Source organism: Polynucleobacter difficilis (genome assembly GCF_003065365.1).
Lineage (GTDB): Bacteria > Pseudomonadota > Gammaproteobacteria > Burkholderiales > Burkholderiaceae > Polynucleobacter > Polynucleobacter difficilis.
Genome location: NZ_CP023276.1, coordinates 68,284 through 94,986, shown reverse-complemented (window position 1 = coordinate 94,986; position 26,703 = coordinate 68,284). Strand labels below are relative to the sequence as shown.

General features: G+C 50.6%; 26 protein-coding genes. 8 read left to right on the top strand and 18 right to left on the bottom strand.

Translation table 11 applies throughout. From position 1 onward, the window contains the following. Position 1: 1 nt before the first annotated feature. From hisD to AOC34_RS00465, 16 genes are all read right to left on the bottom strand, one after another. A complete protein-coding gene (gene hisD, locus AOC34_RS00540; protein ID WP_108468285.1) occupies positions 2 to 1,336 on the bottom strand; it encodes a histidinol dehydrogenase in 1,335 nt (444 codons plus the stop codon). 5 nt (positions 1,337 to 1,341) lie between these two features. Beyond that, positions 1,342 to 1,968: an ATP phosphoribosyltransferase gene (gene hisG / locus AOC34_RS00535; RefSeq protein ID WP_108468284.1), complete on the bottom strand. Its 627-nt coding sequence runs from the start codon at positions 1,966 to 1,968 to the stop codon at positions 1,342 to 1,344. 7 nt (positions 1,969 to 1,975) lie between these two features. Then, on the bottom strand, positions 1,976 to 3,238 hold the full coding sequence (gene murA, locus AOC34_RS00530) for a UDP-N-acetylglucosamine 1-carboxyvinyltransferase (protein WP_108468283.1): 1,263 nt from the start codon (positions 3,236 to 3,238) through the stop codon (positions 1,976 to 1,978). 52 nt (positions 3,239 to 3,290) lie between these two features. Continuing rightward, entirely contained in the window at positions 3,291 to 3,539 is a 249-nt protein-coding gene (locus AOC34_RS00525; protein WP_108468282.1) for a BolA family protein, read from the bottom strand. 41 nt (positions 3,540 to 3,580) lie between these two features. Next, positions 3,581 to 4,360 (bottom strand): ABC transporter permease, encoded by a 780-nt coding sequence (locus AOC34_RS00520; RefSeq protein ID WP_108468281.1) that lies wholly within the window; start codon positions 4,358 to 4,360, stop codon positions 3,581 to 3,583. Continuing rightward, positions 4,357 to 5,109: an ABC transporter ATP-binding protein gene (locus AOC34_RS00515; protein ID WP_108468280.1), complete on the bottom strand. Its 753-nt coding sequence runs from the start codon at positions 5,107 to 5,109 to the stop codon at positions 4,357 to 4,359. Before AOC34_RS00515 ends, AOC34_RS00520 begins: the two co-directional genes overlap by 4 nt. Next, the gene (locus tag AOC34_RS00510; RefSeq protein WP_108468279.1) at positions 5,106 to 5,372 is read right to left on the bottom strand and encodes an STAS domain-containing protein; all 267 of its coding nucleotides are present in this window, start codon (positions 5,370 to 5,372) and stop codon (positions 5,106 to 5,108) included. Before AOC34_RS00510 ends, AOC34_RS00515 begins: the two co-directional genes overlap by 4 nt. 10 nt (positions 5,373 to 5,382) lie before the next feature. Beyond that, complete coding sequence (locus AOC34_RS00505) at positions 5,383 to 6,027, bottom strand: MlaC/ttg2D family ABC transporter substrate-binding protein (RefSeq protein ID WP_407675569.1); 645 nt, start codon at positions 6,025 to 6,027, stop codon at positions 5,383 to 5,385. 108 nt (positions 6,028 to 6,135) lie between these two features. Continuing rightward, complete coding sequence (locus AOC34_RS00500) at positions 6,136 to 6,882, bottom strand: MlaA family lipoprotein (protein WP_108468278.1); 747 nt, start codon at positions 6,880 to 6,882, stop codon at positions 6,136 to 6,138. A gap of 20 nt (positions 6,883 to 6,902) precedes the next feature. Next, on the bottom strand, positions 6,903 to 7,385 hold the full coding sequence (mlaD, locus tag AOC34_RS00495) for an outer membrane lipid asymmetry maintenance protein MlaD (protein WP_108468277.1): 483 nt from the start codon (positions 7,383 to 7,385) through the stop codon (positions 6,903 to 6,905). A 34-nt stretch (positions 7,386 to 7,419) separates the two neighbouring features. Beyond that, positions 7,420 to 8,214 (bottom strand): lipid asymmetry maintenance ABC transporter permease subunit MlaE, encoded by a 795-nt coding sequence (gene mlaE / locus AOC34_RS00490; RefSeq protein ID WP_108468276.1) that lies wholly within the window; start codon positions 8,212 to 8,214, stop codon positions 7,420 to 7,422. Further along, positions 8,211 to 9,062: an ABC transporter ATP-binding protein gene (locus AOC34_RS00485; protein WP_108468275.1), complete on the bottom strand. Its 852-nt coding sequence runs from the start codon at positions 9,060 to 9,062 to the stop codon at positions 8,211 to 8,213. Before AOC34_RS00485 ends, mlaE begins: the two co-directional genes overlap by 4 nt. Before the next feature lie 35 nt (positions 9,063 to 9,097). Next, entirely contained in the window at positions 9,098 to 10,561 is a 1,464-nt protein-coding gene (locus AOC34_RS00480; protein WP_108468274.1) for a glutamate synthase subunit beta, read from the bottom strand. A 31-nt stretch (positions 10,562 to 10,592) separates the two neighbouring features. Then, a complete protein-coding gene (locus tag AOC34_RS00475; RefSeq protein ID WP_108468273.1) occupies positions 10,593 to 15,374 on the bottom strand; it encodes a glutamate synthase-related protein in 4,782 nt (1,593 codons plus the stop codon). A 198-nt stretch (positions 15,375 to 15,572) separates the two neighbouring features. Continuing rightward, positions 15,573 to 16,280: a transposase gene (locus AOC34_RS00470; RefSeq protein ID WP_108468272.1), complete on the bottom strand. Its 708-nt coding sequence runs from the start codon at positions 16,278 to 16,280 to the stop codon at positions 15,573 to 15,575. Between the two features lie 12 nt (positions 16,281 to 16,292). Further along, positions 16,293 to 18,629, bottom strand: coding sequence for a penicillin-binding protein 1A (locus tag AOC34_RS00465; RefSeq protein ID WP_108469955.1), 2,337 nt, complete (start codon positions 18,627 to 18,629; stop codon positions 16,293 to 16,295). Between the two features lie 108 nt (positions 18,630 to 18,737). Between AOC34_RS00465 and AOC34_RS00460 the strand changes: the two genes are divergently transcribed. Genes AOC34_RS00460 through aroB form a run of 4 tightly spaced genes read left to right on the top strand, consistent with a single transcriptional unit; the run spans position 18,738 to position 22,237 of the window. Further along, positions 18,738 to 19,502, top strand: a complete 765-nt coding sequence (locus AOC34_RS00460; RefSeq protein WP_108468271.1) for a hypothetical protein — start codon at positions 18,738 to 18,740, stop codon at positions 19,500 to 19,502. 3 nt (positions 19,503 to 19,505) lie between these two features. After that, entirely contained in the window at positions 19,506 to 20,618 is a 1,113-nt protein-coding gene (locus AOC34_RS00455; RefSeq protein ID WP_108468270.1) for a type II and III secretion system protein, read from the top strand. 51 nt (positions 20,619 to 20,669) lie between these two features. Next, the gene (locus AOC34_RS00450; RefSeq protein WP_108468269.1) at positions 20,670 to 21,155 is read left to right on the top strand and encodes a shikimate kinase; all 486 of its coding nucleotides are present in this window, start codon (positions 20,670 to 20,672) and stop codon (positions 21,153 to 21,155) included. After that, positions 21,152 to 22,237: a 3-dehydroquinate synthase gene (gene aroB / locus AOC34_RS00445; protein WP_108468268.1), complete on the top strand. Its 1,086-nt coding sequence runs from the start codon at positions 21,152 to 21,154 to the stop codon at positions 22,235 to 22,237. The genes AOC34_RS00450 and aroB overlap by 4 nt, the downstream gene beginning before the upstream one ends. Positions 22,238 to 22,253: 16 nt before the next feature. Here the strand turns inward: aroB and cyaY are convergent, their stop codons facing one another. Continuing rightward, a complete protein-coding gene (gene cyaY, locus AOC34_RS00440; RefSeq protein WP_108469954.1) occupies positions 22,254 to 22,646 on the bottom strand; it encodes an iron donor protein CyaY in 393 nt (130 codons plus the stop codon). A 32-nt stretch (positions 22,647 to 22,678) separates the two neighbouring features. Between cyaY and lptM the strand changes: the two genes are divergently transcribed. Together lptM and lysA are read left to right on the top strand one after the other, a co-directional pair. Then, on the top strand, positions 22,679 to 22,864 hold the full coding sequence (gene lptM, locus AOC34_RS00435; RefSeq protein WP_108468267.1) for an LPS translocon maturation chaperone LptM: 186 nt from the start codon (positions 22,679 to 22,681) through the stop codon (positions 22,862 to 22,864). Then, positions 22,861 to 24,162: a diaminopimelate decarboxylase gene (gene lysA / locus AOC34_RS00430; protein WP_108468266.1), complete on the top strand. Its 1,302-nt coding sequence runs from the start codon at positions 22,861 to 22,863 to the stop codon at positions 24,160 to 24,162. The genes lptM and lysA overlap by 4 nt, the downstream gene beginning before the upstream one ends. Positions 24,163 to 24,214: 52 nt before the next feature. Here lysA and AOC34_RS00425 read toward each other — a convergent pair whose 3' ends face one another. Continuing rightward, complete coding sequence (locus AOC34_RS00425) at positions 24,215 to 24,904, bottom strand: c-type cytochrome (protein ID WP_108468265.1); 690 nt, start codon at positions 24,902 to 24,904, stop codon at positions 24,215 to 24,217. A 106-nt stretch (positions 24,905 to 25,010) separates the two neighbouring features. Between AOC34_RS00425 and yihA the strand changes: the two genes are divergently transcribed. Next, the gene (gene yihA / locus AOC34_RS00420) at positions 25,011 to 25,718 is read left to right on the top strand and encodes a ribosome biogenesis GTP-binding protein YihA/YsxC (protein WP_108468264.1); all 708 of its coding nucleotides are present in this window, start codon (positions 25,011 to 25,013) and stop codon (positions 25,716 to 25,718) included. Further along, entirely contained in the window at positions 25,687 to 26,694 is a 1,008-nt protein-coding gene (gene hemB, locus AOC34_RS00415) for a porphobilinogen synthase (RefSeq protein WP_108468263.1), read from the top strand. The genes yihA and hemB overlap by 32 nt, the downstream gene beginning before the upstream one ends. The last annotated feature ends 9 nt before the right edge of the window (positions 26,695 to 26,703 follow it).

Below are 26,703 nucleotides of genomic sequence, written 5' to 3'. Positions count from 1 at the left end.
CTTATTTCTTCAAACGCATCTCAGCAGCCCGAGCATGGGCTTGCAAGCCCTCACCGTGGGCTAGTGTGCTGGCAACTTTACCTAAGGCTTGTGCGCCAGCTTCGCTGACTTCAATCATGCTGGAGCGTTTAATAAAGTCATAGACACCCAGTGGCGATGAGAAACGCGCTGTGCGCGCTGTCGGTAAAACGTGATTGGGTCCTGCGCAATAATCACCGAGTGATTCACTGGTGTAGTTACCCATAAAGATTGCGCCTGCATGGCGAATCAGCTCAGCCCACTTTCTGGGTTCCTGTGCGCAAATCTCTAAATGTTCTGCGGCAATTGCATTGGCGATCGCACACGACTCCGCCATGTCTTTCACCTGAATCAATAATGCGCGATTCGTTAGTGATGTGCGGATCACATCCTTACGTGGCATCTCGGGTAAGAGGCGATCGATGCTACTTTGGACTGCTTCAATAAATTGTGCATCGGGCGTGAGCAAAATCGACTGCGCTAATTCATCGTGCTCGGCCTGCGAGAACAAATCCATAGCAACCCAATCGGGATTGGTAGTGCCATCGCACAGCACCAGTATTTCTGAGGGGCCGGCAATCATGTCGATACCAACCGTACCAAACACGCGGCGCTTTGCGGCAGCAACATAGGCATTGCCTGGACCGACAATCTTATCCACCGCAGGTACGGTATCTGTGCCGTAAGCCAAGGCAGCAACGGCTTGTGCGCCGCCAATCGTAAAGACCCGATCAACCCCAGCCAACCAGGCAGCAGCCAGCACCAAGGGATTGCGCGCGCCGTCTGGCGTTGGCACCACCATAATGACTTCTTGCACGCCAGCGACCTTCGCTGGAATGGCATTCATTAACACCGATGAAGGGTAAGCCGCTTTACCTCCAGGCACATAAATACCGACACGATCAAGCGGTGTGACCTTTTGGCCTAAGCGCGTTCCATCGGCTTCGGTGTATTCCCAAGAATGGCAACCCGCTTCGATACGCTGTTGTTCGTGATACGCCCGTACCCGGCTTGCGGCAATATCCAATGCATTTTTTTGCTCAGGCGGTAACTGCAGATAGGCCTGCTCGAGATCACCGCGCGCGATTTCTAAATCTGCAACGCTCTTAGCTGTGTTAGCACTGCTCAATCGATCAAAGCGCTTGGTGTAGTCCAGCACCGCTGCATCGCCGCGCGCTTTGACATCGGCCAAAATGCCCATCACTGCAGCATCAATGGCATTGTCATCTGCGCTGGGCAGAGACAAACTGGCCATCAGTGTCGCTTTGAAGTTCGCATCGCCGCTATTAAGGCGCTTAATCTGAATTGAAGCTGACATGGTTATTACTTCAGCTGATCAAAAAAGGGTTGTAGCTGCGCACGCTTGCGCTTGTACGATGCCTGGTTCACCACCAGACGCGCACTGATATCAGCAATCGCCTCCACCTCAACCAAGCCATTGGCTTTTAAGGTGTTACCCGTCGACACTAAATCAACAATCGCATCTGCTAAACCGACCAAGGGAGCAAGCTCCATCGAACCATAGAGCTGAATCGTATCGATGTGCACCCCTTTATTGGCAAAGTGCTCACGCGCGCAGTTCACATACTTAGTGGCTACCTTCAGGCGCGATCCTTGACGAACGGCTTCAGCGTAATCAAAACCGGCGCGCACGGCCACCGACATACGGCATTTGGCAATACCCAGATCAAATGGTACGTAAAGACCATCCGTGCCCTTTTCCATTAAGACATCCAAGCCAGCTACCCCAAAATCAGCGCCGCCAAACTGCACATACGTTGGTACATCCGAGGCGCGCACAATGATTAGGCGCACATCGGGATTCGAGGTCTCAATAATGAGCTTGCGTGACTTTTCAGGATCCTCCAGCGGCCGAATGCCGATCTTGGACAGAATCGCTGTTGTCTCTTCGAAGATGCGGCCCTTGGAGAGGGCGAGGGTTAATTTCATGGAACTATTATTTCACGCGCTCGATGTTTGCGCCCAATTGGGTTAATTTTTGCTCCATCCGGTCATAACCACGGTCTAAGTGGTAAATCCGGTCAACGATCGTCTCCCCTTGCGCCGCCAGTCCAGCAATCACGAGACTGGCAGATGCCCGAAGGTCCGTTGCCATGACCGTCGCGCCTGACAAAGCCTCAACGCCCTGGGCGATGGCGGTATTGCCCTCAATCGCAATATCCGCGCCCAGGCGGTTGAGCTCTTGCACGTGCATAAAGCGGTTCTCAAAGATCGTTTCAGTAATGGTCGAACTGCCCTGTGCAATGGCATTCACGCTCATCAGCTGTGCCTGCATATCGGTTGGGAATGCCGGATACTCCGAGGTACGAAAGTTCACCGCCTTTGGGCGCCCCTGCATCTTGGCCCGAATCCAATCGGGTCCGGTTTCTACATCTAATCCCACTTCACGCAATTTGACCAAGACCGCATCCAAGGTATCGGGGCGGCAGTGCTTTACCAGCACATCGCCGCCGGCTGCAGCAACGGCGCACAAGAAGGTGCCGGCCTCAATTCGGTCTGGGATGACGCTATGCTCAGCGCCGTGCAAGGCATCTACGCCTTCGATAACAAGCTTATCGCTGCCAATGCCAGTAATCTTGGCGCCCATTTTGACCAGCAACTCCGCTAAATCGCTCACCTCGGGTTCGCGCGCGGCATTCTCTAAGGTGGTTGTTCCTTTAGCTAATGTTGCTGCCATTAAGAGGTTTTCAGTACCAGTAACAGTAATCATGTCCGTCAGAATCGATGCGCCCTGTAAGCGCTCTGCTTTAGCTTCAATATTGCCGCCCTTGATTTTCATGGCAGCGCCCATCGCCTTTAAACCTTTAATGTGCTGATCAACTGGCCTAGCACCAATCGCACAACCTCCAGGCAAAGAAACCGTTGCCTTACCGAGGCGCGCTAACAAGGGGCCCAAAACCAAGATCGAGGCGCGCATGGTCTTGACGATGTCGTACGTCGCCTCAAAGCTGGTGATGCTGGCTGCACTTAAGATCAAGTGGGTACGATTTTCAGGGTCGGGGAAGCTCACCTGTACACCCATGTTTTTAAGCAACTTAAGCATGGTGCGCACATCCTGCAGATCAGGCACATTGCGCAGTTCGATCGGATCCTTACTTAAAAGGCATGCGCACAGAATCGGTAGGGCTGCATTTTTTGCACCCGCGATGAGTACCTCGCCTTGCAGCGGCTTTCCGCCAATCATTTTTAACTTATCCATTGCGCTTTATTTTCTTTATATTGCTGCGTGCTTCATGCATATTGCTACTGAATTATTGACCTGCTTTTTCTGCAAACTCAGCTGGTGTCAATGCTTTAATCGATAAGGCATGCACCTCAGCCTTCATGCGATCACCCAAAGCGGCATACACCAATTGATGGCGCTGAATCAGGCGCTTGCCTTCAAACTCGGCACTCACCACCGTTGCATAAAAATGCTGGCCATCGCCCTCCACCGTAAGATGGCTACAAGCAATACCTTGCTGAATATAGGACTGTATTTGTTCTGGGGTTGGGAACATCGGTTACTCCATAAAGTACAGCAATTGAATTCAGGTGCGGCTTAATGCCGTAATTTATACCCGGTTTTAAGCATGCGCAAGGCAGCAAGCGACACCGCCACAAAAAATCCACCGACGATGGCAAAGCTCATCCACGGAGAAACATCCGATACGCCAAAAAAGCCATAGCGAAATCCATCAATCATATAAAAGAAGGGATTGAAATGGGATATGGTTTGCCACACCGGCGGCAAGGTATGAATGGAATAGAAAACGCCTGACAACATCGTCGCAGGCATGATCAAGAAATTCTGAAAGGCAGCCAGTTGATCAAACTTATCAGCCCAGATGCCAGCAACTAAGCCCATGCTACCTAAAATTGCCGCGCCCAGAAAAGCAAAAACGATAATCCAAATTGGGTATGCAAAGCTGGGCTCTACAAACCAAGCCGTAATTAAGAAAACGCCCAGGCCAACCACCACGCCGCGCACTACTGCAGCCAGCACATAGGCGGCATAAAACTCTAGATTACTTAAGGGCGCCAATAGAACAAAAACCAAATTGCCGGTGATCTTGGATTGAATTAAAGAGGATGAGGTATTCGCAAATGCATTTTGCAACAGACTCATCATCACGAGGCCCGGAATCAAAAAGGCGGTATAGCTCAGGTGACCATACATCTCCACCTTGCCTTCCAGTACGTGGCCAAAAATCAAAAGGTAGAGTACTGCGGTCAGTACCGGCGCTGCCACCGTCTGAAACGCCACCTTATAAAAGCGTTTTACTTCTTTGCGAAGCAGCGTCGGAAAGCCGCTGCCATAGTCAAATGGAGCATGCTTCATGCTGCGTTTCCAGACATGATGTGAACAAAGACATCCTCTAAATCCGCTGCCTCGCCATTTTCTTTTTTTGCACCGCCAAACCGAGACAGTAAATTAGCTGTGGTATCTAATGCCACTACCTTCCCTTGCTTTAGCATCGCAATGCGCTGACACAAGGCCTCAGCCTCTTCTAAATAATGGGTGGTCAATACGATGGTGTGCCCATCCTGATTGAGTCTGCTAATAAATTGCCACAGGGATTGGCGTAACTCCACATCCACTCCGGCCGTTGGCTCATCCAGAACGATCACCGGCGGGCGGTGCACTAGCGCTTGCGCGACCAAGACACGGCGTTTCATGCCGCCCGAGAGGGAGCGCATATTGCTATCGGCTTTACCAGTCAAGTCTAAGTTGGCCATGATCTCATCGATCCACGCATCGTTATTGCGAATACCAAAGTAGCCCGACTGAAAGCGTAAGGTTTCGCGTACCGTAAAGAAGGGATCAAAAACCAATTCTTGTGGCACCACACCCAGCATGCGGCGCGCTTCGCGGTGGGTCGACTGCACATCAACGCCCATGATTGAAGCGCTGCCATGATCCGGCTTACACAGCCCAGCCAAAATGGAGATGAGGGTTGTTTTGCCAGCACCGTTAGGACCAAGAAGACCAAAGAACTCACCTTCATGGATTTGAAGGGAAACGTCGTCTAAGGCTTGCAAGACGCCGTACTGCTTTGATATGCCTTTAATCGATATTGCCGAAGTCATGCTACTGGCGTGCCCAACAACTCAGCAACGCCGTAAACCTGGGCTAAGACACACAATTTTAGTGGTGAACTTACCAAGGTTAGCTCGCGCTGAGCCTGCCGTAATTTTTTTTGCCATGCAATCAAGACAGCCAACGCACTGGAATCAAAATCGCTCAGCGCAGCACAATCGACCGTTTCTAATAGCGCCAGATCGCGTAGTCCATCAGCCTCGACTGCTAAAGCATTTTGCTGGGTTAAGGTAGATGGCAGGGTATACGGCATAGCTTGTTCGTTAATTACTAGGACGAGCAGAGGCCAGCATCTTATTACGCTCTTTTAAAAACGCGATCAGGCCATCAATACCATTTTGATTAATTTGATTTGTAAATTGGTTACGGTAGTTTTCTACCAGCCACACCCCTAAAACGTTGATGTCATATACCTTCCAGCCAGCAGGTGTTTTCTCCAAACGGTAATCCAGCGGAATCGGGTCGCCGCGGCCAAGCACCACCGTACGCACAATTACTTCGGTATCCGTGGGCGCTGCACGCAAGGCTTTGTATTGAACGGTTTGATCGCGCACCTGGCTTAATGCGCCCGAGTACGTGCGGATCAATAGGGTTTTAAATTCAGCGATGAGTTGCGTTTGTTGCTCTGGTGTTGCCTTTCGCCAATTGGGGCCCATCGACATCTCGGTGGTACGCCGCATATCGGTATAGGGAACAATTTTCTTCTCTACCAGATCAACTACACGCGCAATATTGCCCTTCTGAATTTCTGGATCCGCTTTAATCGAGGCCATGACATCGCTCACAATGCTGCGAATTAATCCATTTGGACTGGATTCGTCGATGGGGGCATTTTGGGCGCTAACCGGGTTAACAAACCAGATTGCGGCCAGTGCAGTGCAGATGGAAAAAATGTTGCGGATATTGATATTCAATTGGGCTTCTCTTTAGTGTTACAGCTCGATTTGAGTAGGTAGCGTAATTTTAGCTCGCCCTAGCAAACTCAGCAAAAGCGCTGCCATTCACTATCTTGGAATCTATTCGTAGGGATTTTGAAATGGCGGCAGTGGTTCTTCATCGTCATAACCCGCCTTACTTTCATCAATTTGGTACTGTCGACGCTGAATGTACCCATCCCGCACAAAAGAGTACTTATCAATTGCCGCGCCTTCCAAAAGATCGCCAGCCTGATAGTAGTTATTTCGAGCATTCACGATACGTAAGCCAGTCAGGCTATTTCGCAAGGCAACGTCAGGCAATAAGCGCAATAAATAATCGGACTCTATGTCAGCGGCCGTTCCAAAGGTATCGCGCACCGAGCTAGGGCCAAAAAACGGCAAGACAACATAGGGGCCCGATGGAATACCCCACACGCCGAAGGTTTGCCCAAAGTCGGCTTTGTTTTTTGGTAGGCCCCCAGGCGTGGCCATATCAATGAAGCCGCCCAATCCAAAAAGGGTGTTAACGACCACACGCATCAAGCCTTTGGCTGCTACGCCGGGATTGCCTTGCAATAACTGGTTCAGTGCAGAATAAATATCGTTGTAGTTACCAAAAAAATTATTGATGCCATCGCGCGCCACGGAAGGCACCACATAGCGATAACCGGTAGTTACCGGCTTGAGAACGTATGTGTCTAAGCCTTCATTGAAACTGAAAATAGAGCGGTTAAATGACTCCCATGGGTCTTGCGCCGAAGGCTGGACACCCGCCGGAATAGTGGCGCATCCAATCATGCTTACGGACAGTACAGCAATAAAAACACGTCTGATGGCGTGCTTCATGGCGCTGTGGGGCCAAAAAATCACTTTTTAGTGCCTTCATCTTTACCGCCATCAGCCGCCTTGTTGTACAAAAATTGGCTGATGAGGTTTTCGAGCACAACAGCCGATTGGGTTTGCGTAATCATATTGCCCTGTGCCAACATTTGATCTGAGCCGCCGGCCTCGAGCCCAACGTATTGCTCACCTAATAAGCCCGAAGTCAAAATCTTCGCGGCCGAGTCTTTTGGAAACTGGTAGCTACGCTCCAGCGTCATCGTGACGGTTGCTTGGTATGTCGTGTCATCAAAGCGAATGTCCGCAATACGGCCAACAACTACGCCAGCGCTTTTGACTGGTGCACGTGGCTTTAGGCCGCCGATGTTGTCAAAGCGAGCGGTAATGGTGTAGGTGGGCTGAAACGATACGGCATTCATATTGCCGACCTTGAGGGCCAAAAAGAGGGCGGCCAATAAGCCAATGGCAACGAATATTCCAACCCAGACATCAATCGCACTTTTTCTCATATGGACCTCAGTTTAATCCTTCTGTATTTGATCGCTAGTTAGAGAACATCAAGGCAGTCAGCAAGAAATCCAATGCCAATACTGCCAAGGATGAAATCACAACCGTCCGGGTAGTTGCCTGGGACACCCCTTCTGGCGTTGGTTTGGCTTCAAAGCCTTGATAGAGGGCGATAAAGGTCACCACAATACCAAATACAACGCTCTTAATTAAACCGTTGCCAATATCGGAGAAGAGATCAACGCCACCTTGCATTTGTGACCAAAACGCACCCGAGTCAACACCAATTAATGGCACGCCTACAAAGTAACCGCCAACCACACCAACCGCAGTAAAGATGGTTGCCAAAATCGGCATGGAAATAATGCCAGCCCACAGGCGCGGCGCTACTACTCGGCTCAAAGGATCGACGGCCATCATCTCCATTGCACTCAATTGTTCGCCTGCCTTCATTAGGCCAATTTCTGCGGTCAACGAAGTGCCTGCCCTGCCCGCAAAAAGGAGGGCAGTAATTACGGGGCCCAGTTCACGCGTGAGCGATAAGGCAACCAACAGGCCCAACGCTTGTTCCGAGCCATAGCGATTCAAGGTGTAGTAGCCCTGCAGTCCCAATACAAAGCCAACAAATAAACCCGAGACCGCAATAATCACAAAGGAGTGATTACCGATAAAGAGGATTTGATCCGAAACCAGGCGTGGGCGCTTTAGTAGCGGAGCCGAGCGCGCCATCACTGCAATGAACATGCGCGTTGCATGGCCGAGACTAACAATATTGCTGCGGATAAAGAATCCGAGATCGCCAAGCAAATCGATGGTTTTACGTACGATCATCGCGCGTCTACCTGGGCAGCAAAATCATCCAAGAGGTCTGCGCCCGGATAATGAAATGGCACCGGTCCATCGGGAGAAGCATCCAAGAACTGGCGCACAAATGGATCGCTTGAACGATTGAGTTCGTCGGGCGTGCCTTGGGCGCCAATGCGGCCATTGGCAATGAAGTACACGTAATCTGCAATCGCAAACGTTTCTTCCACATCATGGGTGACCAAAATACTAGTGGCGCCGAGTGCGGTATTCAGATCACGAATCAAACGCGCTGTAATGCCCAGTGCAATCGGGTCTAAGCCAGCAAACGGCTCGTCATACATGATGAGTGGCGGATCAAGTGCAATCGCGCGCGCGAGTGCCACACGCCTTGCCATGCCGCCCGAGATTTGCCCGGGCATCAAATCACGTGCGCCGCGCAAACCCACTGCATTGAGTTTCATGAGTACAAGGCTACGTAACAAATCCTCGCTGAGGTTGGTATGCTCGCGCAGCGGAAAAGCGACGTTTTCAAAAACACTGAGGTCTGTAAACAGAGCGCCAAACTGAAACAGCATGCCCATACGCCGGCGCGCCTGCATCAACTCCGCACTGCTCATTTGACCAACGTTACTGCTCTCGAATAAGACCTTACCTTCCGTTGTGGTAACTTGGCCACCAATCAAACGCAGCACGGTTGTTTTGCCACAACCCGAGCCACCCATCACAGCAACTACCTTGCCGCGGCGAAACTCCATATTGAGGCCAGACAAAATCTGACGCTCACCCGGCGCATAGGAAAAGTTAACGTCCTGAATCGAGACAACAACATCATCTTTGCTGGTGTGACTTTGCGGAGATTCAGAATGATTCAATGCGTGTCTTTTAATGAGTAGTCAATGATTCGATTTTAGAGCGGCAATACCGATGAGCCCATTAAATACGAATCCACTGCATGCGCACACTGACGGCCTTCCCGAATCGCCCAAACCACCAAAGACTGGCCACGACGCATATCGCCGGCAGCAAATACCTTTGCTACATTGGTTTGGTAGGCTTTTTGACCTTCAACGTGGGCCTTCGCATTGCCGCGCGCATCTTTATCGACGCCAAATGCATTCAGTACTTGCTGAGCAGGAGATACAAAGCCCATGGCCAACAAAACGAGGTCGGCCTTGATCTCAAACTCCGAGTTTGGCACTTCTGTCATCTTGCCGCCTTGCCACTCCAAACGGACGCCAATGAGTTTTTCAACCTTGCCGTTTTTACCCTCAAAGCGTTTTGTACCTACCGACCAATCGCGCTCACAACCCTCTTCATGCGATGAGGAGGTGCGCAACTTGGTTGGCCAATACGGCCAAACTAAGGGCTTGTTCTCTTCCTCGGGAGGCTGAGGCAACAATTCAAATTGGGTCACATGATTTGCACCGTGGCGATTCGACGTACCAACGCAATCCGAACCGGTATCGCCGCCGCCAATCACCACAACGTGCTTGCCTGTTGCACGAATGCCATTTTGCAAATCGCCAGCGACTTCTTTATTTTGCGGAATTAAGAATTCCAGAGCGTAATGGATACCCTCGAGTTCGCGCCCAGGAACTGGTAAATCACGGGGCTGCTCTGCGCCGCCGCTAATAATGACGGCATCAAATTCCTTCATCAACTGCTCTGGTGTGACTGTCTTGCTGGAATAGTTTTTGACTTCCGCGCCCATTACCTCTTTGCCAACATAAACGCCGGTAGCGAAGACAACGCCTTCAGCTTGCATTTGCTCAACGCGGCGATCAATCAGCCACTTTTCCATCTTGAAGTCAGGAATGCCATAGCGCAGTAAGCCACCAACCCGATCATTCTTTTCATATACGGTGACATCGTGGCCAACGCGCGCCAATTGCTGTGCCGCTGCCATACCGGCAGGGCCTGATCCGACAATCGCTACTTTTTTGCCCGTTTTCGTTTTGGACGGCATGGGCTTAACCCAACCATTTTCCCAAGCCTTGTCAATGATGGCATGCTCAATTGATTTGATGCCAACGGCATCCCGATTGATGCCTAATGTACAGGCAGACTCACATGGAGCAGGACAAATACGGCCAGTAAATTCAGGGAAATTGTTAGTGGAGTGCAGTACTTCAATGGCATTTTTCCAATCTCCCTGAAATACCAGTTCATTAAAGTCCGGAATGATGTTGTTGACTGGGCAGCCGTTATTGCAAAACGGAATGCCGCAATCCATACAGCGTGCGCTCTGCACTTTAGCTTCATCATCGCTGAGTGCTGCAACAAACTCTTTGTAGTGGTGTAAGCGCGTTACGGGAGCCTCGTAGGTTTCCTTAACACGCTCAAACTCCATAAATCCAGTGACCTTACCCATCTCAACTACTCCTTCAATATCGTGTTGTTACTTAAGCAATCGCTTTTGCATTTTTTTGCGCTTTTTCCCAAAGCTCACCCAAGGCACGTTTGTATTCAGTGGGGTGTACTTTGATAAAGCGAGTACGCGCCTGATCCCAATCAGCGAGCAAGGCCTTCGCACGCTCAGAACCGGTGTGCCGGAAATGACGCTCAATTAAGGCCTTTAAAATATGCTCATCGCTAAGACGCTGACCGCCATCCTTCACATCGATTGGTGCATGCCACTGGGCTTCAGGAATGCTCGCGACCTGCTCTGCATGGGGTAGTACTTTTTCTAAAGTAGCCATACTGGTATTGCAACGCTTTGCAAACAAACCATCTTCGTCGTAGACATAAGCGATACCACCGCTCATGCCGGCTGCAAAGTTGCGTCCGGTTTCACCCAGAACGACAACCGTACCACCCGTCATGTATTCACAACCGTGATCACCGGTACCTTCAACTACAGCCGTAGCACCCGAGTTACGAACTGCAAATCGCTCGCCAGCTACGCCATTAAAGAAGGCTTCGCCACCAATCGCGCCATACAAGACGGTATTGCCGACAATGATGTTCTTGGCTGTATCGCCACGGAACTCATGCGGTGCGCGCACGATGACACGGCCACCCGACAATCCTTTACCAACATAATCATTGGCATCGCCAACCAGATCCAAGGTAACGCCGTGCGCCAAGAATGCGGCAAAACTTTGACCGGCTGTGCCGTTTAACTGGATGTGAATGGTGTCGTCTGGCAAGCCAGCATGGCCATAGCGCTGAGCGATTTCACCGGATAGCATTGCGCCTACGGTACGATTCACGTTCTTCACAGGAACAATGAAGGACACTTTCTCGCCGCGCTCTAATGCAGGCTCGCTCTTTTCAATCAAAATATGGTCTAAGGCAGTGCCGAGTCCATGGTCCTGCGTGAGCACTTGATAGCGCGGCACATCGGCTGGTACAGCCGGGGCTGCAAAAATCTTACTGAAGTCCAGTCCGTGGGTTTTCCAGTTATCGATGCCCTTGCGGGTATCGAGTAAATCAACTCGGCCAATCAGATCATCAAACTTGCGTATGCCTAACTGAGCCATGATTTCGCGTGCTTCTTCTGCAACAAAGAAGAAGAAATTAACCACGTGCTCTGGCTTACCCGCGAACTTTTTACGCAGCTCTGGATCTTGCGTAGCAACACCAACTGGGCAGGTATTCAAATGGCACTTGCGCATCATGATGCAACCTTCTACTACCAGTGGTGCAGTGGCGAAACCAAATTCATCCGCACCAAGTAAGGCGCCAATCACCACGTCACGACCGGTTTTCATTTGACCATCGGCCTGCACCCGAATACGGCTACGCAAACGATTGAGTACCAAGGTTTGCTGGGTTTCAGCAAGACCAAGCTCCCATGGGGAACCCGCATGCTTAATCGATGAAAGTGGCGAGGCGCCGGTACCGCCATCATGGCCCGCAATCACCACGTGATCGGCTTTCGCTTTAGCAACACCCGCAGCAACCGTACCCACTCCCACTTCAGCAACAAGCTTGACTGACACATCTGCCTTCGGATTGACGTTCTTAAGGTCATGAATCAGCTGCGCAATGTCTTCAATCGAATAAATATCATGGTGTGGAGGCGGAGAAATCAAACCAACGCCCGGTACCGAATAACGCAACTTACCAATGTAATCGGATACTTTGCTACCAGGCAACTGACCGCCCTCGCCTGGCTTTGCGCCTTGCGCCATTTTGATTTGCAACTGATCGGCTGAGCGTAAATATTCGGCGGTGACGCCAAAGCGGCCGGACGCTACTTGCTTGATTTTTGAGCGCAAGGAATCGCCATCTTCCAATGGAATATTGGCTTCGACCACATCGCTACCCAGAATGCTTGCAAGACTTTCGCCCTTACGAATCGGAATGCCTTTGAGTTCGTTCTTGTAGCGATTCGGATCTTCGCCGCCCTCGCCTGTATTGGACTTACCTCCAATACGGTTCATTGCAATTGCTAAGGTTGCATGGGCCTCGGTTGAGATGGAGCCCAAGGACATCGCGCCCGTGGCAAAGCGTTTGACGATCTCTTTAGCAGACTCCACCTCATCGAGCGGAATCGCTTTAGCAGGATCCACCTTAAATTCAAATAAGCCGCGCAAGGTCATCTGACGCTTGCTCTGGTCATTGATGATGTTGGCGTACTCTTTATATGTCTGGTAGCCCTTGTCAGAACCCGTACGCGCTGCATGCTGTAGCTTTGCAATGGTATCGGGTGTCCACATGTGATTTTCACCGCGAACACGATAGGCATATTCGCCGCCCGCTTCGAGCATATTGCTGAGCACAGGATCGTTTCCAAACGCCTGCTGATGCATATGCAGGGCCTCTTCGGCAATTTCAAACACACCAATACCGCCCACATTCGATGGCGTATTTTTGAAATACTGTTGAATCACTTCCTGATTGAGTCCAATGGCCTCAAAAATTTGTGATCCGGTATAGGACATATAGGTTGAGATACCCATTTTTGACATGACTTTTTGCAAGCCTTTGCCTACCGCTTTTACGTAATTCTTGATGGCTTTTTCGGGTGATAGATCACCGGGCAAACCTTTTGCCATTTCCGCCAAAGTCTCCATTGCCAAGAAGGGGTGAATGGCTTCTGCACCATAGCCCGCGAGCAATGCAAAGTGATGGGTCTCGCGCGCGCTACCGGTCTCTACAACTAGACCAACGCTAGTACGCAATCCCTTAGCAACCAAATGCTGGTGAATGGCAGACGTTGCCAATAGCGCTGGAATAGCAACGTGCTTCTCATCCACTTGGCGATCACTGATCAGCACAATGTTGAAGCCGAGGCTAACTGCATCGGCAGCCTCTGCGCACAAGGATGCTAGGCGCGCCTCAATACCTTCTTTGCCCCAAGCGACTGGATAGCAGATATCCAATTCGTAAGTGCGGAACTTGCCATTGGTGTAGTGCTCAATGTGGCGAATCTTCGCCATCTCTTCAAAATCTAAAATGGGCTGACTCACTTCTAGCCGCATTGGGGGATTGATGTTGTTGGTGTCGAGCAAATTGGGTTTTGGTCCCACAAACGAAACTAAGGACATCACCATATTTTCCCGAATCGAATCGATTGGAGGGTTGGTAACCTGAGCAAAGAGTTGCTTAAAGTAGTTGTAAAGGGATTTGTCTTTATTCGACAAAACAGCCAGTGGGCTGTCGTTACCCATCGAACCAATTGCTTCTTCACCTGATAAGGCCATTGGCGCCATTAAATACTTAAGGTCTTCTTGGCTATAACCAAATGCCTGCTGGCGATCCAATAGTTTTGCAGCTGGCCGTATATGAACCTGTTCATCCACACTATCTTTTTTGGATAAATCGACTTCATCCAACTTAACGCGTACGGCATCAATCCAGCTCTTGTATGGCTTGGCTTTCGATACCGCATCTTTGAGTTCAAGGTCATCAATGATGCGGCCTTGCTCCATGTCAATCATGAACATCTTGCCGGGTTGCAGGCGCCACTTTTGCACAATCTTGTTCTCAGGTACCGGCAATACACCTGCCTCGGAACCCATGATCACGAGATCGTCATCGGTGACGTAATAGCGTGCTGGACGTAATCCATTGCGATCGAGCGTTGCCCCAATCTGACGGCCGTCGGTAAAGGCCATGGCGGCAGGACCATCCCATGGCTCCATCATCGCTGCATGGTATTCATAAAACGCGCGGCGGTTCTCATCCATCAAGGTGTGCTGTTCCCATGCCTCAGGAATCATCATCATCATGGCTTGTGCCAAGGGGTAGCCCGCCATAACCAATAACTCTAAGCAGTTATCGAAGCAAGCCGTATCAGACTGACCTGGATAAATTAATGGCCACAATTTTTGTAGATCATCACCCAATACTGGGGAGCTAATTGCGCCGGTGCGTGCATTAACCCAATTTACGTTTCCTTTAACGGTATTGATTTCACCGTTGTGCGCAATCATGCGATAAGGGTGGGCCAACTCCCACGCCGGGAAAGTGTTGGTTGAAAAACGCTGATGCACCAAGGCTAACGCCGACACGCAGCGTTGATCTTGTAAGTCTAAGTAATACGCACCTACTTGATTTGCAAGCAGGAGTCCCTTGTAAACAATGGTGCGTGCTGACATCGATGCAACGAAATATTCTTTGCCGTGCTTTAAGTGCAAATCTTGAATGGCGTGACTCGCTGTTTTGCGGATGACATATAACTTTCGCTCTAAGGCATCGGTTGTCATGATGTCGCGACCGCGCCCAATGAAAATTTGGCGAATGAACGGCTCTGTCTTTTGTACCGTTGGTGACATCGGCAATTTGACATCAATTGGTACATCACGCCATCCAAGCACTACTTGACCTTCTAAGCGAACTGTTCTTTCGAGCTCTTGTTCACAGGCCAAACGTGATGCGCTTTCTTTTGGCAAAAAGATCATACCCACACCGTATTCACCAAACGGAGGTAATGTGACTCCTTGCTTGGCCATTTCCTCGCGATACAAGAGATCGGGAACTTGGATCAAAATACCGGCACCATCACCCATCAGTGGATCAGCACCAACAGCGCCGCGGTGATCCAAGTTTTCTAATATTTGCAAACCCTGCGCCACAATCGCGTGGGATTTTTTACCTTTGATGTGCGCAACAAAACCGACGCCACATGCATCATGTTCATTTGCCGGATCGTACAAACCCTGTGCGATTGGCCGAATTGTTTCAGCCGCTACTTTTGAAGTATCTGAAGTATTTTTGGTAATTTTGCTATTCATAGTGTGTCTCGATAACGGCGCATAATGGCGCGAAAGCGCGTGGGAGATCAAATATAGGGGAATACCCCCTTAAGTGCAATCTTTTTAATTGACTCTGTCCCATTTAAATAGGGAGATCAACGAGGATGATTATTTTAATAGGGACAGAGTGACTATTTATTCACTTATTCACTCCACACCAACCTTAGTGCCCGTTAATTAAGTTGGCCTTACTTCGGGAGGGTCTTTTTTAATCGGGCGCCCACGTGGGCGAATCTGCATAAAGTCTAGATTGCCCTTAAAGAGGGTTTTTGCATACTCTGGGCCTACCCATGGCTTTGACCGTAGAACGGCTTCTGTAATTGCGCGGTCCTCCGAGTGGGGGGCACCTTCTTTGACCCAGTTTGCCCAAGCCATTTGACGCTCAAACGGGGTATTTCCGAGGCCCCAAAACCGCGGGTGGTCTTGTAACCATACTTCCGCTTTTCCGCCGATGTGACTGGCATAACTCGTCCAAGGATGGTCAGTAGGCCGGGATTCCAGGCCGCTACGGACAGGATTTAGCTCAATGTAACGCTGACAACGTAGAACGTAATCGGGATCAATTAAGGATGAGCGATAACGGCCCTCCCAAACTGTTCCGGTACGTCCGTGCTTTTGATTAAAGAATTGCGCATAGCGCCGCCCTAAGGATTGCATTAATTTCGCTAGCGACTGCGACTCTTTGGGACTGAGGAGCAAATGCACATGATTGGGCATTAGCGCATAAGCATGAACCGCTACTGAAAATTGAGCGGCTGCAGTGCGCAGCCAATCGAGGTAAGTGGTGTAGTCTGCCGGCGCATGAAACAAGGTCTCACGATTATTTCCATGCACCAGCACATGCATTGCCTGACCCGAAATAACAATGCGCGCCTGGCGTGCCATTATGCTGGCCTCCTAGTTAACCGTACCTAAACCACCCGCCGGAGCAAAGTCGGGAATAAACCAATCTCCACCGGACTGCACTACCCCCTCAGGAACCAATCGAGATTGTTCAGGCCTCCCTTTTAGAGCAGTTGCCATAAATGAGGTCCATACCGGCAGCGCTAATCCACCACCTGTTTCGCGATCGCCAAGACTGCGCGGCCGATCAAACCCAATCCACGCCACTGCAACAACATCTGGGTTGTAGCCGGCAAACCAAGCGTCATGGGAGTCATTTGTTGTTCCGGTCTTGCCAGCCAAATCAGTACGGCCTAATTTGCCTCTCGTGCTGGCCGCCGTGCCCGACTTCGTAACTTCTTGCAGCATGCTATCCATGACAAAGGTCGTGCGCGCATCGAGCACTCGGGTGGCATCGACACTTGCGCGTACCGGCTGTGCCTCAAAGAGAACGACGCCCTTGGAATCGACCATCTTACTAATTAAGAAGGGATCCACACGGTATCCGCCATTGGCGAACACGCTATACGCCGTTGCCATTTGTAAGGGTGTGACCGATCCAGCGCCCAGTGCCATTGTTAAATAGGGTGGATGCTTCTCCGGCTCAAAGCCAAAACGCTGAATGAAGTCTTGCGCATAGGATGGTCCAATTTTGCGTATCACCCGCACTGACACTAAGTTTTTAGACTTGGCGAGCGCCGTTCGTAGCGGCATAAAACCATCGAACTTACCATCGTAATTTTTTGGTTCCCATGCTTGGCTGCCAGTCTCCAAACTACCAATCGATAAAGGCGCATCATTGACTGAGGTGCCGGGGTTAAACCCTTTTTCAATTGCGGCGGCGTATATGAAGGGCTTAAAAGCAGAGCCGGGTTGACGTTGCGCCTGGGTAACGTGATTGAATTGATTACGACGAAAATCAAACCCACCAACCAAGGAGAGAATTGCACCATTCTCCGGATCTAAAGCAATAAATGCTGCCTCGACTTGGGGGAGCTGAGCTAACTTCCAGACACCGCCATCGGAAAGCAGGCGAACTACCGCGCCAGGACGTAAGCGTTTTTTAGGCTGCGAACTGTCCGTTAGGGATGCGGATGCTAACTTTAAGCCATCGCCTTTAATGGAGATGACATCGCCTGTTGCAATCATAACCTGCAACTCTTTTGGCTTCACTTCCAATACGACGCCGGATTGCAGCTCATCCAATGGGGGGTAATCCAGCAAAGCTATGTCGATTGCGCGCTGCCGCTTGAGTTCATCTTCAGGTAAATCAATGAAGCCCTCTGGACCACGGTAAGCATGCCGCAAGTCATAATCAAAAATACCGCGGCGTACCGCTGCATACGCCGCATCCTGATCTGCTTTAATCAAGGTGGTGTAAACACTCAAGCCTTGTGAGTAAATGGCTTCGCCATATTGACTAAACAATAATTGACGGACCATCTCTGCAGCAAAGTCTGCGCGTGTCGAGAACTCATTACCAAGGCCGCGCACCCGCAACTGCTCTGCCATTGCGACCTGATATTGCTCTGGCGTGATGTAAGCTAAATCGCGCATGCGCTGCAAAATGTATTCTTGACGAATCTTGGCGCGTCGGAAATTACTAACCGGGTTATATGCTGAAGGTGCTTTAGGTAAACCGGCCAACATGGCAGATTCTGCAATGGTTAAACTTTTTAGGTCTTTACCAAAGTAAATTTGCGCTGCACTTGAAAACCCATAGGCCCGCTGACCCAAAAAAATCTGGTTCATGTAAATTTCTAGAATCTTATCTTTCGATAATTTCGATTCAATCTCCCAAGCCAGCAATACTTCATAGATCTTTCGGCTAAATGTTTTTTCGTTACCTAAAAAGAAATTGCGCGCTACTTGCATGGTGATGGTGGATGCGCCCTGAGAAAGGCGGCCCCGTAAATTCGCTAAGCTTGCGCGCAAAACACCCAAGTAATCGACCCCGCCATGGGAATAAAAGCGATCGTCCTCAATTGCCAATACGGCATTGCGCATCTGCAATGGAATCTCAGACAAAGGAACTACCGTGCGACGCTCTTCACCGAACTCCCCAATTAATACTTTATCGGCCGTAAAAACACGCAACGGCTCTTTTGGTTTGTAGTCGACCAAAGCCGAGATTGGCGGCAAATTCGGAATAGCGATAATGAATGCATAGGCAATCAACATCGTAACCATCACCCCGCCGGCTAAAGCAAAGACCAATAAGGCCTTAATCAAGGGCCCACGAATGGTGCTCGATAGCGACACATTATCTGGGTGTGGACGGTAAGACCGACCGTCAGGCGATCGCTTGAGCGAGGGCTTGACTGGTGGCTTGTCTTTAGGGGAGATCGCCATATTGGGATTATATGTCGGCTGCTTATCCCCCTCTAAATCAGATTTAGCCGATACAAGAGGAGTCTTTTCCTGATAGCACAGGATTGCGCGATCAGCAAAAATCATGGCGTGCCGAAGCGATCCATTTCCCCCGAGTCTTTTGATGCCATTTTGAGTGAATTGGGGGATGACCCTGCCATCGGTCATTCCAAGCTACGTGGCAATACCTCCATACCTGAGAACAAAACCATGAATCGCCATTCATATGAAGCGGATGCCCATCGCCTTTCCGAGCAGTTTCCCTCACATCAAAACCGCAAAGCGGACTCCATTCAGGGGGCATCTAGCCCCCTGACAAAAAATCTCCAGTTAAGAGCCCTTTTACAAGCAGGGCCCATTTGGCTTGCAATGGTCGTCTGCATGGCGGCGGCCACCCTACTCAATAGTTATTGGTTATTTGAGTTGCGCACAGCCCAAAGCTTGCAACCGTCTGCAGCGGATGAAGCGGGGCAGAGCGTCGATCAGGTCAAGGCGCTTGTTTTAAGTCTGAAGGACCAGCTGGAAGATAACCAAGCGTTGCTGTTATCCGAACTGGAATCACTGGAAAGTGTGGTGTTGCAAAATGCCAATACAACTCGGGCGCGTAATGCCCATAGTTCGCAGGCGCCAAAAATCAGCCCTGCTGAGCAATCCCTTAAGCGGTGGCGCTACTTGGGCATGAGTAATTCCAGTTCAGGCACCAGTGGTCTTTTTCATACGGGGGAAGGCATGCAACACATTTCCTTAAACAGCCCCGCAGTAGAAGGGTGGCGCCTCTCCTCCGTCACACGCGAGCTCGCCATGCTCACATCCAATGACGGCAAGTCTGTCGCGATTTCCGTCAGCAAGGAGTAATGCATGGGATTGGTGTATTGCCTACTTTTTCTCCTGATCATTACGTTCAGCCCTTTTTATGGTGTACATGCGGCCTCCGACAACCTCGGGCCAGCCGCCATGCGCCCAGCTCAGCAAAATACCATTAGCCTCCACTTTGCCAACATTGAGGTCAGCGCGCTTTTGCACGAATTAGCGCGCCTGGGTAACACCAACTTTTTATTAAGTGCGGCCATTCAAGGGCGTATTTCCTTGGACCTTAAAAATACAGCATGGCATACCGCCTTGCACTCGATTTTAGCCAGCAGGGGTTTGGGTATCATTCGGCAAGGCGATATTTACTGGATTGCTCCTCATGCCGAAATTCTGAGTTTTCAAAAGCACCGCAGAGACGATGCCGCATTGCCTTTTGGGGGCGATCACCTCAGCAGTCCAAAGCAAATTTTGATTGAGGCGCGCATCGTCGAAGCGGATCACCGCTTTGCACGGAACTTAGGTGCCAAACTGGGATTGCAGGCCAAGGGCATAGGCGGGGATGCCGATAACATGCTGATCAGTAATTGGGATTTGGGGGCATCGGGGCTAGCGGGCCTTGATCCGAGTACAGTAGCCGCTACCCTTTTGTCCAAGGGCGCAACGCGATTACTGCAGATGGAGTTGTCCGCATTGGAAAGCGATGGTCAAGGGAAGATTTTGTCGAATCCACGCATCATGACGGCTGACCAGGTAAAAGCGACGATTGAGCAAGGCACTGAACTTCCCTATCAAACATCGAGCCAAACAGGCAGTAAGCTGCAATTTCGTAAGGCCAACTTACGCCTTGAGGTCGTTCCCAAAATTCATCCCGACGACACGATTTCGATGCTGGTTTCCATTAACAAAGATACGGTCGGCATGAAAACCGAACAAGGGTATGCCATTGATACTAAAAATCTGAGTTCGGAAGTCACGGTTGAAAATGGTGGAACCGTGATTCTTGGGGGCGTCTACCAAACCACAGAACGCGAGGATGTAGTCAAAATCCCTTTATTGGGGGACATCCCACTAATTGGGCACTTTTTTCAGCATAAATCCACCTTACGCGATAAAACCGAGCTATTGGTCTTTATAACCCCCACTGTTGTCGGCAAACCCTAATAAAATCAAGAGGTGAATTCCTTAACAAAAAACATTTATCTTGTTGGCCTAATGGGCGCCGGTAAATCCACGGTGGGTAAATTATTGGCCCGTAAATTAGACCGTCGATTTATTGATGCCGATACATTGATCGAAGAGCGCTGTGGCGTCAAAATCCCCGTCATTTTTGAAATGGAGGGTGAGGCCGGCTTTCGTAAGCGGGAGGCTCAAGCGATTAAGGAGGCAGCACAGGAAGAGTCAATTGTTCTGGCTACTGGTGGCGGGGCTGTCATTCTTCCAGAGAATCGCGCCTTACTCAGCAGCAGAGGCACTGTGATTTATTTACATGCAGGGCCAACTGAGCTTTGGCACCGCACTAAAGGCGGTGAAGGCCGCCCTCTTTTGCAAACCGGAGATGCACGCCAAACCCTAGAAAATTTATACCGGGTACGTGACCCCCTCTACCGCGAAATCGCAGACCATGTGATTGAAACTGGCAAACCCAGTGTCAATCAGCTGGTCCATACATTACTGATGCAACTTGAACTCTCCTCATGAAAACACTACACGTCGACTTAGCTAGCCGCAGCTATCCCATTTACATTGGCACGGATTTGCTTGAGCAGAAGGCGCTATTCGAGCCCCACCTCAAATCCAGTACTACGGTTTTTATTGTGAGCAATACAACCGTTGCACCGCTGTATGCAAAGACGCTGATGAGCACCTTAAGCCAACTGGGTAAAACCGTTCGCTTACTCGAATTACCGGATGGCGAGTCATATAAAGACTGGCAGCACCTGCAGCTCATTTTTGACGAACTACTTGCACATGGTGCCGATCGTCAAAGCATGATCGTTGCACTCGGCGGTGGCGTGGTGGGCGATATGGCTGGCTTTGGCGCTGCTAGCTTCATGCGTGGCATTCGCTTTATTCAAGTCCCTACAACCCTATTGGCTCAAGTTGACTCGTCGGTTGGCGGCAAAACTGGCATCAATCATCCCTTAGGGAAAAATATGATTGGCGCCTTTCACCAGCCAGTAGCCGTGATTGCCGATTTAAATACACTCCGCACACTGCCGGCCCGCGAGCTCTCCGCTGGCCTAGCTGAGGTGATTAAACATGGTGCGATTGCCGATGCTGATTTCTTAAATTGGATCGAAGCCAATACCAGCGCCTTACTTGCATGCGATACCGATGCAATGGCCCACGCGGTTTTGCGCTCCTGCGAAATTAAGTCTGCGGTTGTCTCTGCCGATGAGCGTGAAGGAGGAATTAGGGCCACCTTAAATTTTGGTCACACCTTCGGTCATGCGATTGAATCTGGGCTTGGATATGGCGAGTGGTTGCATGGTGAGGCGGTAGGCTGCGGCATGGTGATGGCAGCCGATCTGAGTGCGCGCTTAGGTCACATTGGCCAGGCTGATGCACAGCGCCTGAAACAAATGATTAAAGCAATGCACTTGCCCATCGTGCCGCCCAAGCTAGGCACAGAGCGCTTTATGGAATTAATGCAGGTCGATAAAAAGACAGAGGCAGGGCAAATTCGCTACATCACATTGGGATCGATTGGCGCTGCGCGCATTCAGCAAGTGCCGGACGCTACCGTGATTGAAACACTGGTTGCTACTGGCGCAGCGTAATAAAACGAGGTCGCGCTTATTTCAGTGCGATGGTTAGTGGCTGGCCTGCTTGCGCACTAGCAAACTCGGATAAATCACTGAGCAACTCACGGCCGGTTTTGGTGTCCAGCCATAGCGGCTTTGCCATACTACCTGCCCAGCGGTAATGAAAGCCGCCACACTTTGCGGCTACCCAGATTTCATGGAGGGGTGGCTGGGTGTTGACCACAATCACACTGCGATCACGAAACTGAATGGTAATGACATTACCCCCCTGACGCGATACATCGAGATCCAAGTCCAGGAGATCATCGGTAGCTTCCAATGCCAGTTCGATCGACTGCAGCAGGTGCGCACCCAACTGATGAAATTGCGAGTCATCAATTGCTTCCGCCGCTGAATTACTAGGCTTGGTATCAGGCTGCTGCATGCTATATTCAATCATTCGTAATAAAGATAACCATGATAGCCATTCTAATCAGAGCACTGGGTATTGGACTTCTAATATCCCTCACGGGATGCGGGGTTAGGGGCCCCCTGTACTTGCCCACGGTACCACCCGTCCCCAATCCCCCAACTCAAGCTGAGCCCAAGGGCGTTTTATACCCGCCTAGTAGTCCAGCTAGCGCCAACCCACCAAAGCAATGACCGTCGACACCCAATCTAACCCCCTCCCCCATTTAGCTGGCTTTTCAGAGCGTGGCGGCAAGTGGTATGCCGAGGATGTTTCTTTAGCAAGCCTGGCAGAACAATATGGAACGCCTCTCTACATTTACAGTAAGCGCGCAATCACCGAGGCCTATCAAGCCTACGATCGTGCCTGTGTAGACGCAGCCGGTAAGCGGCGTGCCCGCATCCACTTTGCGATGAAATCCAATAGCAATTTAGCAGTCTTGGATTGCTTGCGGCGCTTGGGAGCTGGCTTTGATTTAGTGAGTGGCGGCGAACTGGCCCGCGCCCTAGCCATTGGTGCTGAGCCTTCGAGTCTCGTATTTGCTGGAGTAGGCAAATCTGCCACTGAAATTACAGCGGCACTGAAAGCCGGGGTTAAATGCATCAATGTGGAGTCTATTCCGGAGCTGCATCAAATCAATCGCATCGCTTCACAGCAGGGTTGCCGCGCCCCCATTTCCTTGCGCGTTAATCCCGATGTCGATGCACAAACACACCCGTATATTTCTACTGGCCTCAAAGACAATAAGTTTGGCATTGCTTACCATGAGGTTCTGAAGACCTACCGCGAGGCAGCGCTCTTATCGCACATCGATGTCGTCGGAATTGATTGCCACATTGGCTCGCAAATCACCAGCATCGCACCCTACTTAGATGCCGTTGATAAAGTATTGGACTTGGTGGTCCACCTCAAAAAAGAGGGGGTCGTGATTCACCACCTCGATTTAGGAGGCGGCCTTGGCATATCTTACGGAGCCGAAACGCCACCCGACATTACTGAATTTACTAACGCCCTGCTCAATCACGTTGCCAAACGTGGCTTTGCGCACCTGGATGTGGTCCTTGAGCCGGGTAGGTCATTGGTTGGTAATGCAGGCGTTTTACTCACGCGTGTGGAGTACCTCAAACCCGGCGCGGAAAAGAATTTTTGTATTGTGGATGCGGCGATGACCGAATTAATGCGCCCCGCACTCTATGAGGCGTATCACGCGATTGTGCCGATTCAGACAAAAGAACTTTCGCATCAAACTTATGATGTGGTGGGACCGGTTTGTGAGTCGGGTGATTGGCTTGGTCGTGATCGCGCGCTTGCGATTGCAGAAGGAGATTATTTAGCGATCTTGTCTGCTGGTGCATACGGCTTTGTGATGTCTTCAAACTACAACACGCGGCCCCGCCCCGCTGAGATCATGGTGGATGGCGATAAAGCCTATGTGATTCGTGATCGTGAAAATGTGAGCGATCTTTTTGCGGGCGAACGTACCCTGCCTTAAAACAAAAACCCCGCACAGTATGCGGGGTTTGTCTTTGATGCAGCAAGCAGGTTTAGCGTAAACCAGCCATGTAATCTGAAACTGCCTTCATTTCAACGTCCGATAGCTTGGCAGCAATGGCGGTCATCGCTGCATTATTTTTCCGCGTGCCATCGCGGAAGTAACCAAGTTGTGCCATGGAATAATCTGCCCACTGACCACTCAGAAGTGGGTACTGTGCAGGAATACCAGCGCCGTTCGGACTATGGCATGCAGCGCAAGCTGGGATGCCTTTTTCTGCAATACCGCCCGCATAAATTTGCTTACCCAAGCCAATGGTCTCTTTGTTCTGAGCAACGCCCAAGGAAACCGTTTGCTTACTCAGATACGCGGCGATATTGGCCATATCTTGTTCTGTTAAAGCGGCTGACATGCCGGCCATAATGGCATTTGCACGTGTGCCATCTTTGTAGTTTTTAAGCTGCTTGATGGTGTAAGCGCTGTGTTGGCCAGCCAACTTTGGCCATGCGCCGGCAGCACTCTTGCCTTCCGCACCGTGGCAACTTGCGCAGCCGATTACACCGCGCTGTGGATCACCATTGGTATACAACTTCTCTCCAATTGCTGCATCGGGTTTGGCTGGCTTGGTAGCAGGGCCCGCAGCAATGCTAGAGGCACTAAAGCCGAAACTGGCGGCAACTAAAAAGGCCATGAAACCGGACCGAAAGCCGTTTAATTTGGAGATTTGAACAGATTGACGCATTATGTTTACCTTAACAAAAATTCCTAAGAGTGCATGGATAACGCCAATTTACCGACGCCCACCATTTCTTCCACTATTTTCCGTGATTTTACAATAGCTTGCACACATGTCTAAACTCTTTCAAGCGCGTTTCGCCACTACCGTAAACGACATCCACTGCCTGCCTGAGCTGGGGCTGCGTGAGGTCGCCTTTGCTGGGCGGTCAAATGCGGGCAAATCCACTGCGATTAATGTGCTGTGCAATCAAAAAAGGCTGGCTTTTGCCAGTAAAACCCCCGGACGGACCCAGCATATCAATTATTTCGGGGTTTTTGCCAAAGAGGACTTATTGGCTTATTTGGTGGACTTGCCGGGATACGGCTATGCCGCCGTCAACCGCGAAACCAAATACCACTGGAATGGCCTTCTAAGCGACTATTTGCAGCAACGCAACCCCTTGGTTGGCCTGATCCAGATTGTCGACGCCAGACGAGGCATTACCGACCTGGATGAGCAAATGATTCAGTGGTTTGTGCCCACCGGCAAACCGATTCATATCTTGCTGAGCAAGTGCGATAAATTGAATAAAAGTGAGTGCCGTCATGCCCTTGAGGCGGTTACTAAGCAATTACAGCAGTACGATCCGGACTTGGGTGACGGCGCTAAGGCATCTTCCCGATTAACAGCACAGCTATTTTCGAGTACAAAGCGAATAGGACTGGAAGAAGCCGATAAACTGATTCTAAGTTGGCTGTTTCCTGAACCCCAAACCATTACTGCACCTTTAACTACCGACATACCCCATGAGCTCACTATTCCAGTTCCCCGCCCATAGACCCCGCCGGATGCGTCGCGATGATTGGTCGCGCCGCCTGATTCAAGAAAATACCCTGTCTTGCAGTGATTTGATTTACCCGGTCTTTTTACTGGAAGGATCAAAGCAAACGGAAGCGGTCAAGTCCATGCCCGGCATTAATCGGGTGTCACTCGACTTACTGTTGCCGGTTGCACAAGAATGCGTCACTTTGGGCATCCCAGTACTTGCCCTGTTTCCAGTCATCAGTAGCCAACTTAAAACCCCCGATGGGCAAGAGGCGTTTAACCCCAATGGCCTTGTGCCGACTGCAGTACGCGAGCTAAAAAAACACTTCCCTACTCTGGGCATCATGACCGATGTTGCCCTTGATCCCTACACCAGCCATGGTCAAGATGGTGTCTTGGATGATGCTGGCCGGATTCTGAATGATGAAACTACCGCCATCCTTGTGAAGCAGGCTGTGATGCATGCAAGCGTCGGTGTCGATATCGTGGCGCCGTCGGACATGATGGATGGTCGCATTGGCGCCATTCGTGCAGCACTTGAAAAGCAAAACTTGATTCACACGCGCATCATGGCCTACTCGGCTAAATATGCGTCGGCATTTTATGGTCCATTTCGGGATGCAGTGGGTTCGGCCCAAAATCTCGGCAAAGCCGATAAAAAAACCTATCAAATGGATGTCGCAAATAGTGATGAAGCGTTGCGTGAACTGGCGCTCGACATCAGCGAAGGTGCTGATATGGTGATGGTCAAGCCCGGCATGCCCTACCTGGATATTGTGCGCCGGGCCAAAGATACATTCGCTTACCCCACCTTTGCCTACCAAGTGAGCGGCGAATATGCCATGCTAAAAGCGGCAGCGCAAAACGGCTGGCTTGACCACGATGCAGTCATGATGGAATCGCTGATGGCGTTTAAGCGCGCCGGTGCGGATGGGATATTGACGTACTTTGCACTCGAGGCTGCGCGCCTGCTCAAAGCAAATCCCTAAGCAGTCTTA

Coding starts and splice junctions, on each gene's coding strand:
- AOC34_RS00480 (WP_108468274.1), bottom strand. CDS start 10,561: ATGGGTAAGGTCACTGGATTTATGGAGTTTGAGCGTGTTAAGGAAACC.
- mlaE (WP_108468276.1), bottom strand. CDS start 8,214: ATGATCGTACGTAAAACCATCGATTTGCTTGGCGATCTCGGATTCTTT.
- AOC34_RS00525 (WP_108468282.1), bottom strand. CDS start 3,539: ATGTTCCCAACCCCAGAACAAATACAGTCCTATATTCAGCAAGGTATT.
- AOC34_RS00510 (WP_108468279.1), bottom strand. CDS start 5,372: ATGCCGTATACCCTGCCATCTACCTTAACCCAGCAAAATGCTTTAGCA.
- aroB (WP_108468268.1), top strand. CDS start 21,152: ATGAAAACACTACACGTCGACTTAGCTAGCCGCAGCTATCCCATTTAC.
- AOC34_RS00520 (WP_108468281.1), bottom strand. CDS start 4,360: ATGAAGCATGCTCCATTTGACTATGGCAGCGGCTTTCCGACGCTGCTT.
- lysA (WP_108468266.1), top strand. CDS start 22,861: ATGACCGTCGACACCCAATCTAACCCCCTCCCCCATTTAGCTGGCTTT.
- AOC34_RS00475 (WP_108468273.1), bottom strand. CDS start 15,374: ATGAATAGCAAAATTACCAAAAATACTTCAGATACTTCAAAAGTAGCG.
- hisG (WP_108468284.1), bottom strand. CDS start 1,968: ATGAAATTAACCCTCGCCCTCTCCAAGGGCCGCATCTTCGAAGAGACA.
- lptM (WP_108468267.1), top strand. CDS start 22,679: ATGATAGCCATTCTAATCAGAGCACTGGGTATTGGACTTCTAATATCC.
- AOC34_RS00470 (WP_108468272.1), bottom strand. CDS start 16,280: ATGGCACGCCAGGCGCGCATTGTTATTTCGGGTCAGGCAATGCATGTG.
- AOC34_RS00515 (WP_108468280.1), bottom strand. CDS start 5,109: ATGACTTCGGCAATATCGATTAAAGGCATATCAAAGCAGTACGGCGTC.
- AOC34_RS00465 (WP_108469955.1), bottom strand. CDS start 18,629: ATGGCGATCTCCCCTAAAGACAAGCCACCAGTCAAGCCCTCGCTCAAG.
- mlaD (WP_108468277.1), bottom strand. CDS start 7,385: ATGAGAAAAAGTGCGATTGATGTCTGGGTTGGAATATTCGTTGCCATT.
- cyaY (WP_108469954.1), bottom strand. CDS start 22,646: ATGCAGCAGCCTGATACCAAGCCTAGTAATTCAGCGGCGGAAGCAATT.
- yihA (WP_108468264.1), top strand. CDS start 25,011: ATGTCTAAACTCTTTCAAGCGCGTTTCGCCACTACCGTAAACGACATC.
- AOC34_RS00500 (WP_108468278.1), bottom strand. CDS start 6,882: ATGAAGCACGCCATCAGACGTGTTTTTATTGCTGTACTGTCCGTAAGC.
- AOC34_RS00455 (WP_108468270.1), top strand. CDS start 19,506: ATGGGATTGGTGTATTGCCTACTTTTTCTCCTGATCATTACGTTCAGC.
- murA (WP_108468283.1), bottom strand. CDS start 3,238: ATGGATAAGTTAAAAATGATTGGCGGAAAGCCGCTGCAAGGCGAGGTA.
- AOC34_RS00450 (WP_108468269.1), top strand. CDS start 20,670: ATGGGCGCCGGTAAATCCACGGTGGGTAAATTATTGGCCCGTAAATTA.
- hisD (WP_108468285.1), bottom strand. CDS start 1,336: ATGTCAGCTTCAATTCAGATTAAGCGCCTTAATAGCGGCGATGCGAAC.
- hemB (WP_108468263.1), top strand. CDS start 25,687: ATGAGCTCACTATTCCAGTTCCCCGCCCATAGACCCCGCCGGATGCGT.
- AOC34_RS00425 (WP_108468265.1), bottom strand. CDS start 24,904: ATGCGTCAATCTGTTCAAATCTCCAAATTAAACGGCTTTCGGTCCGGT.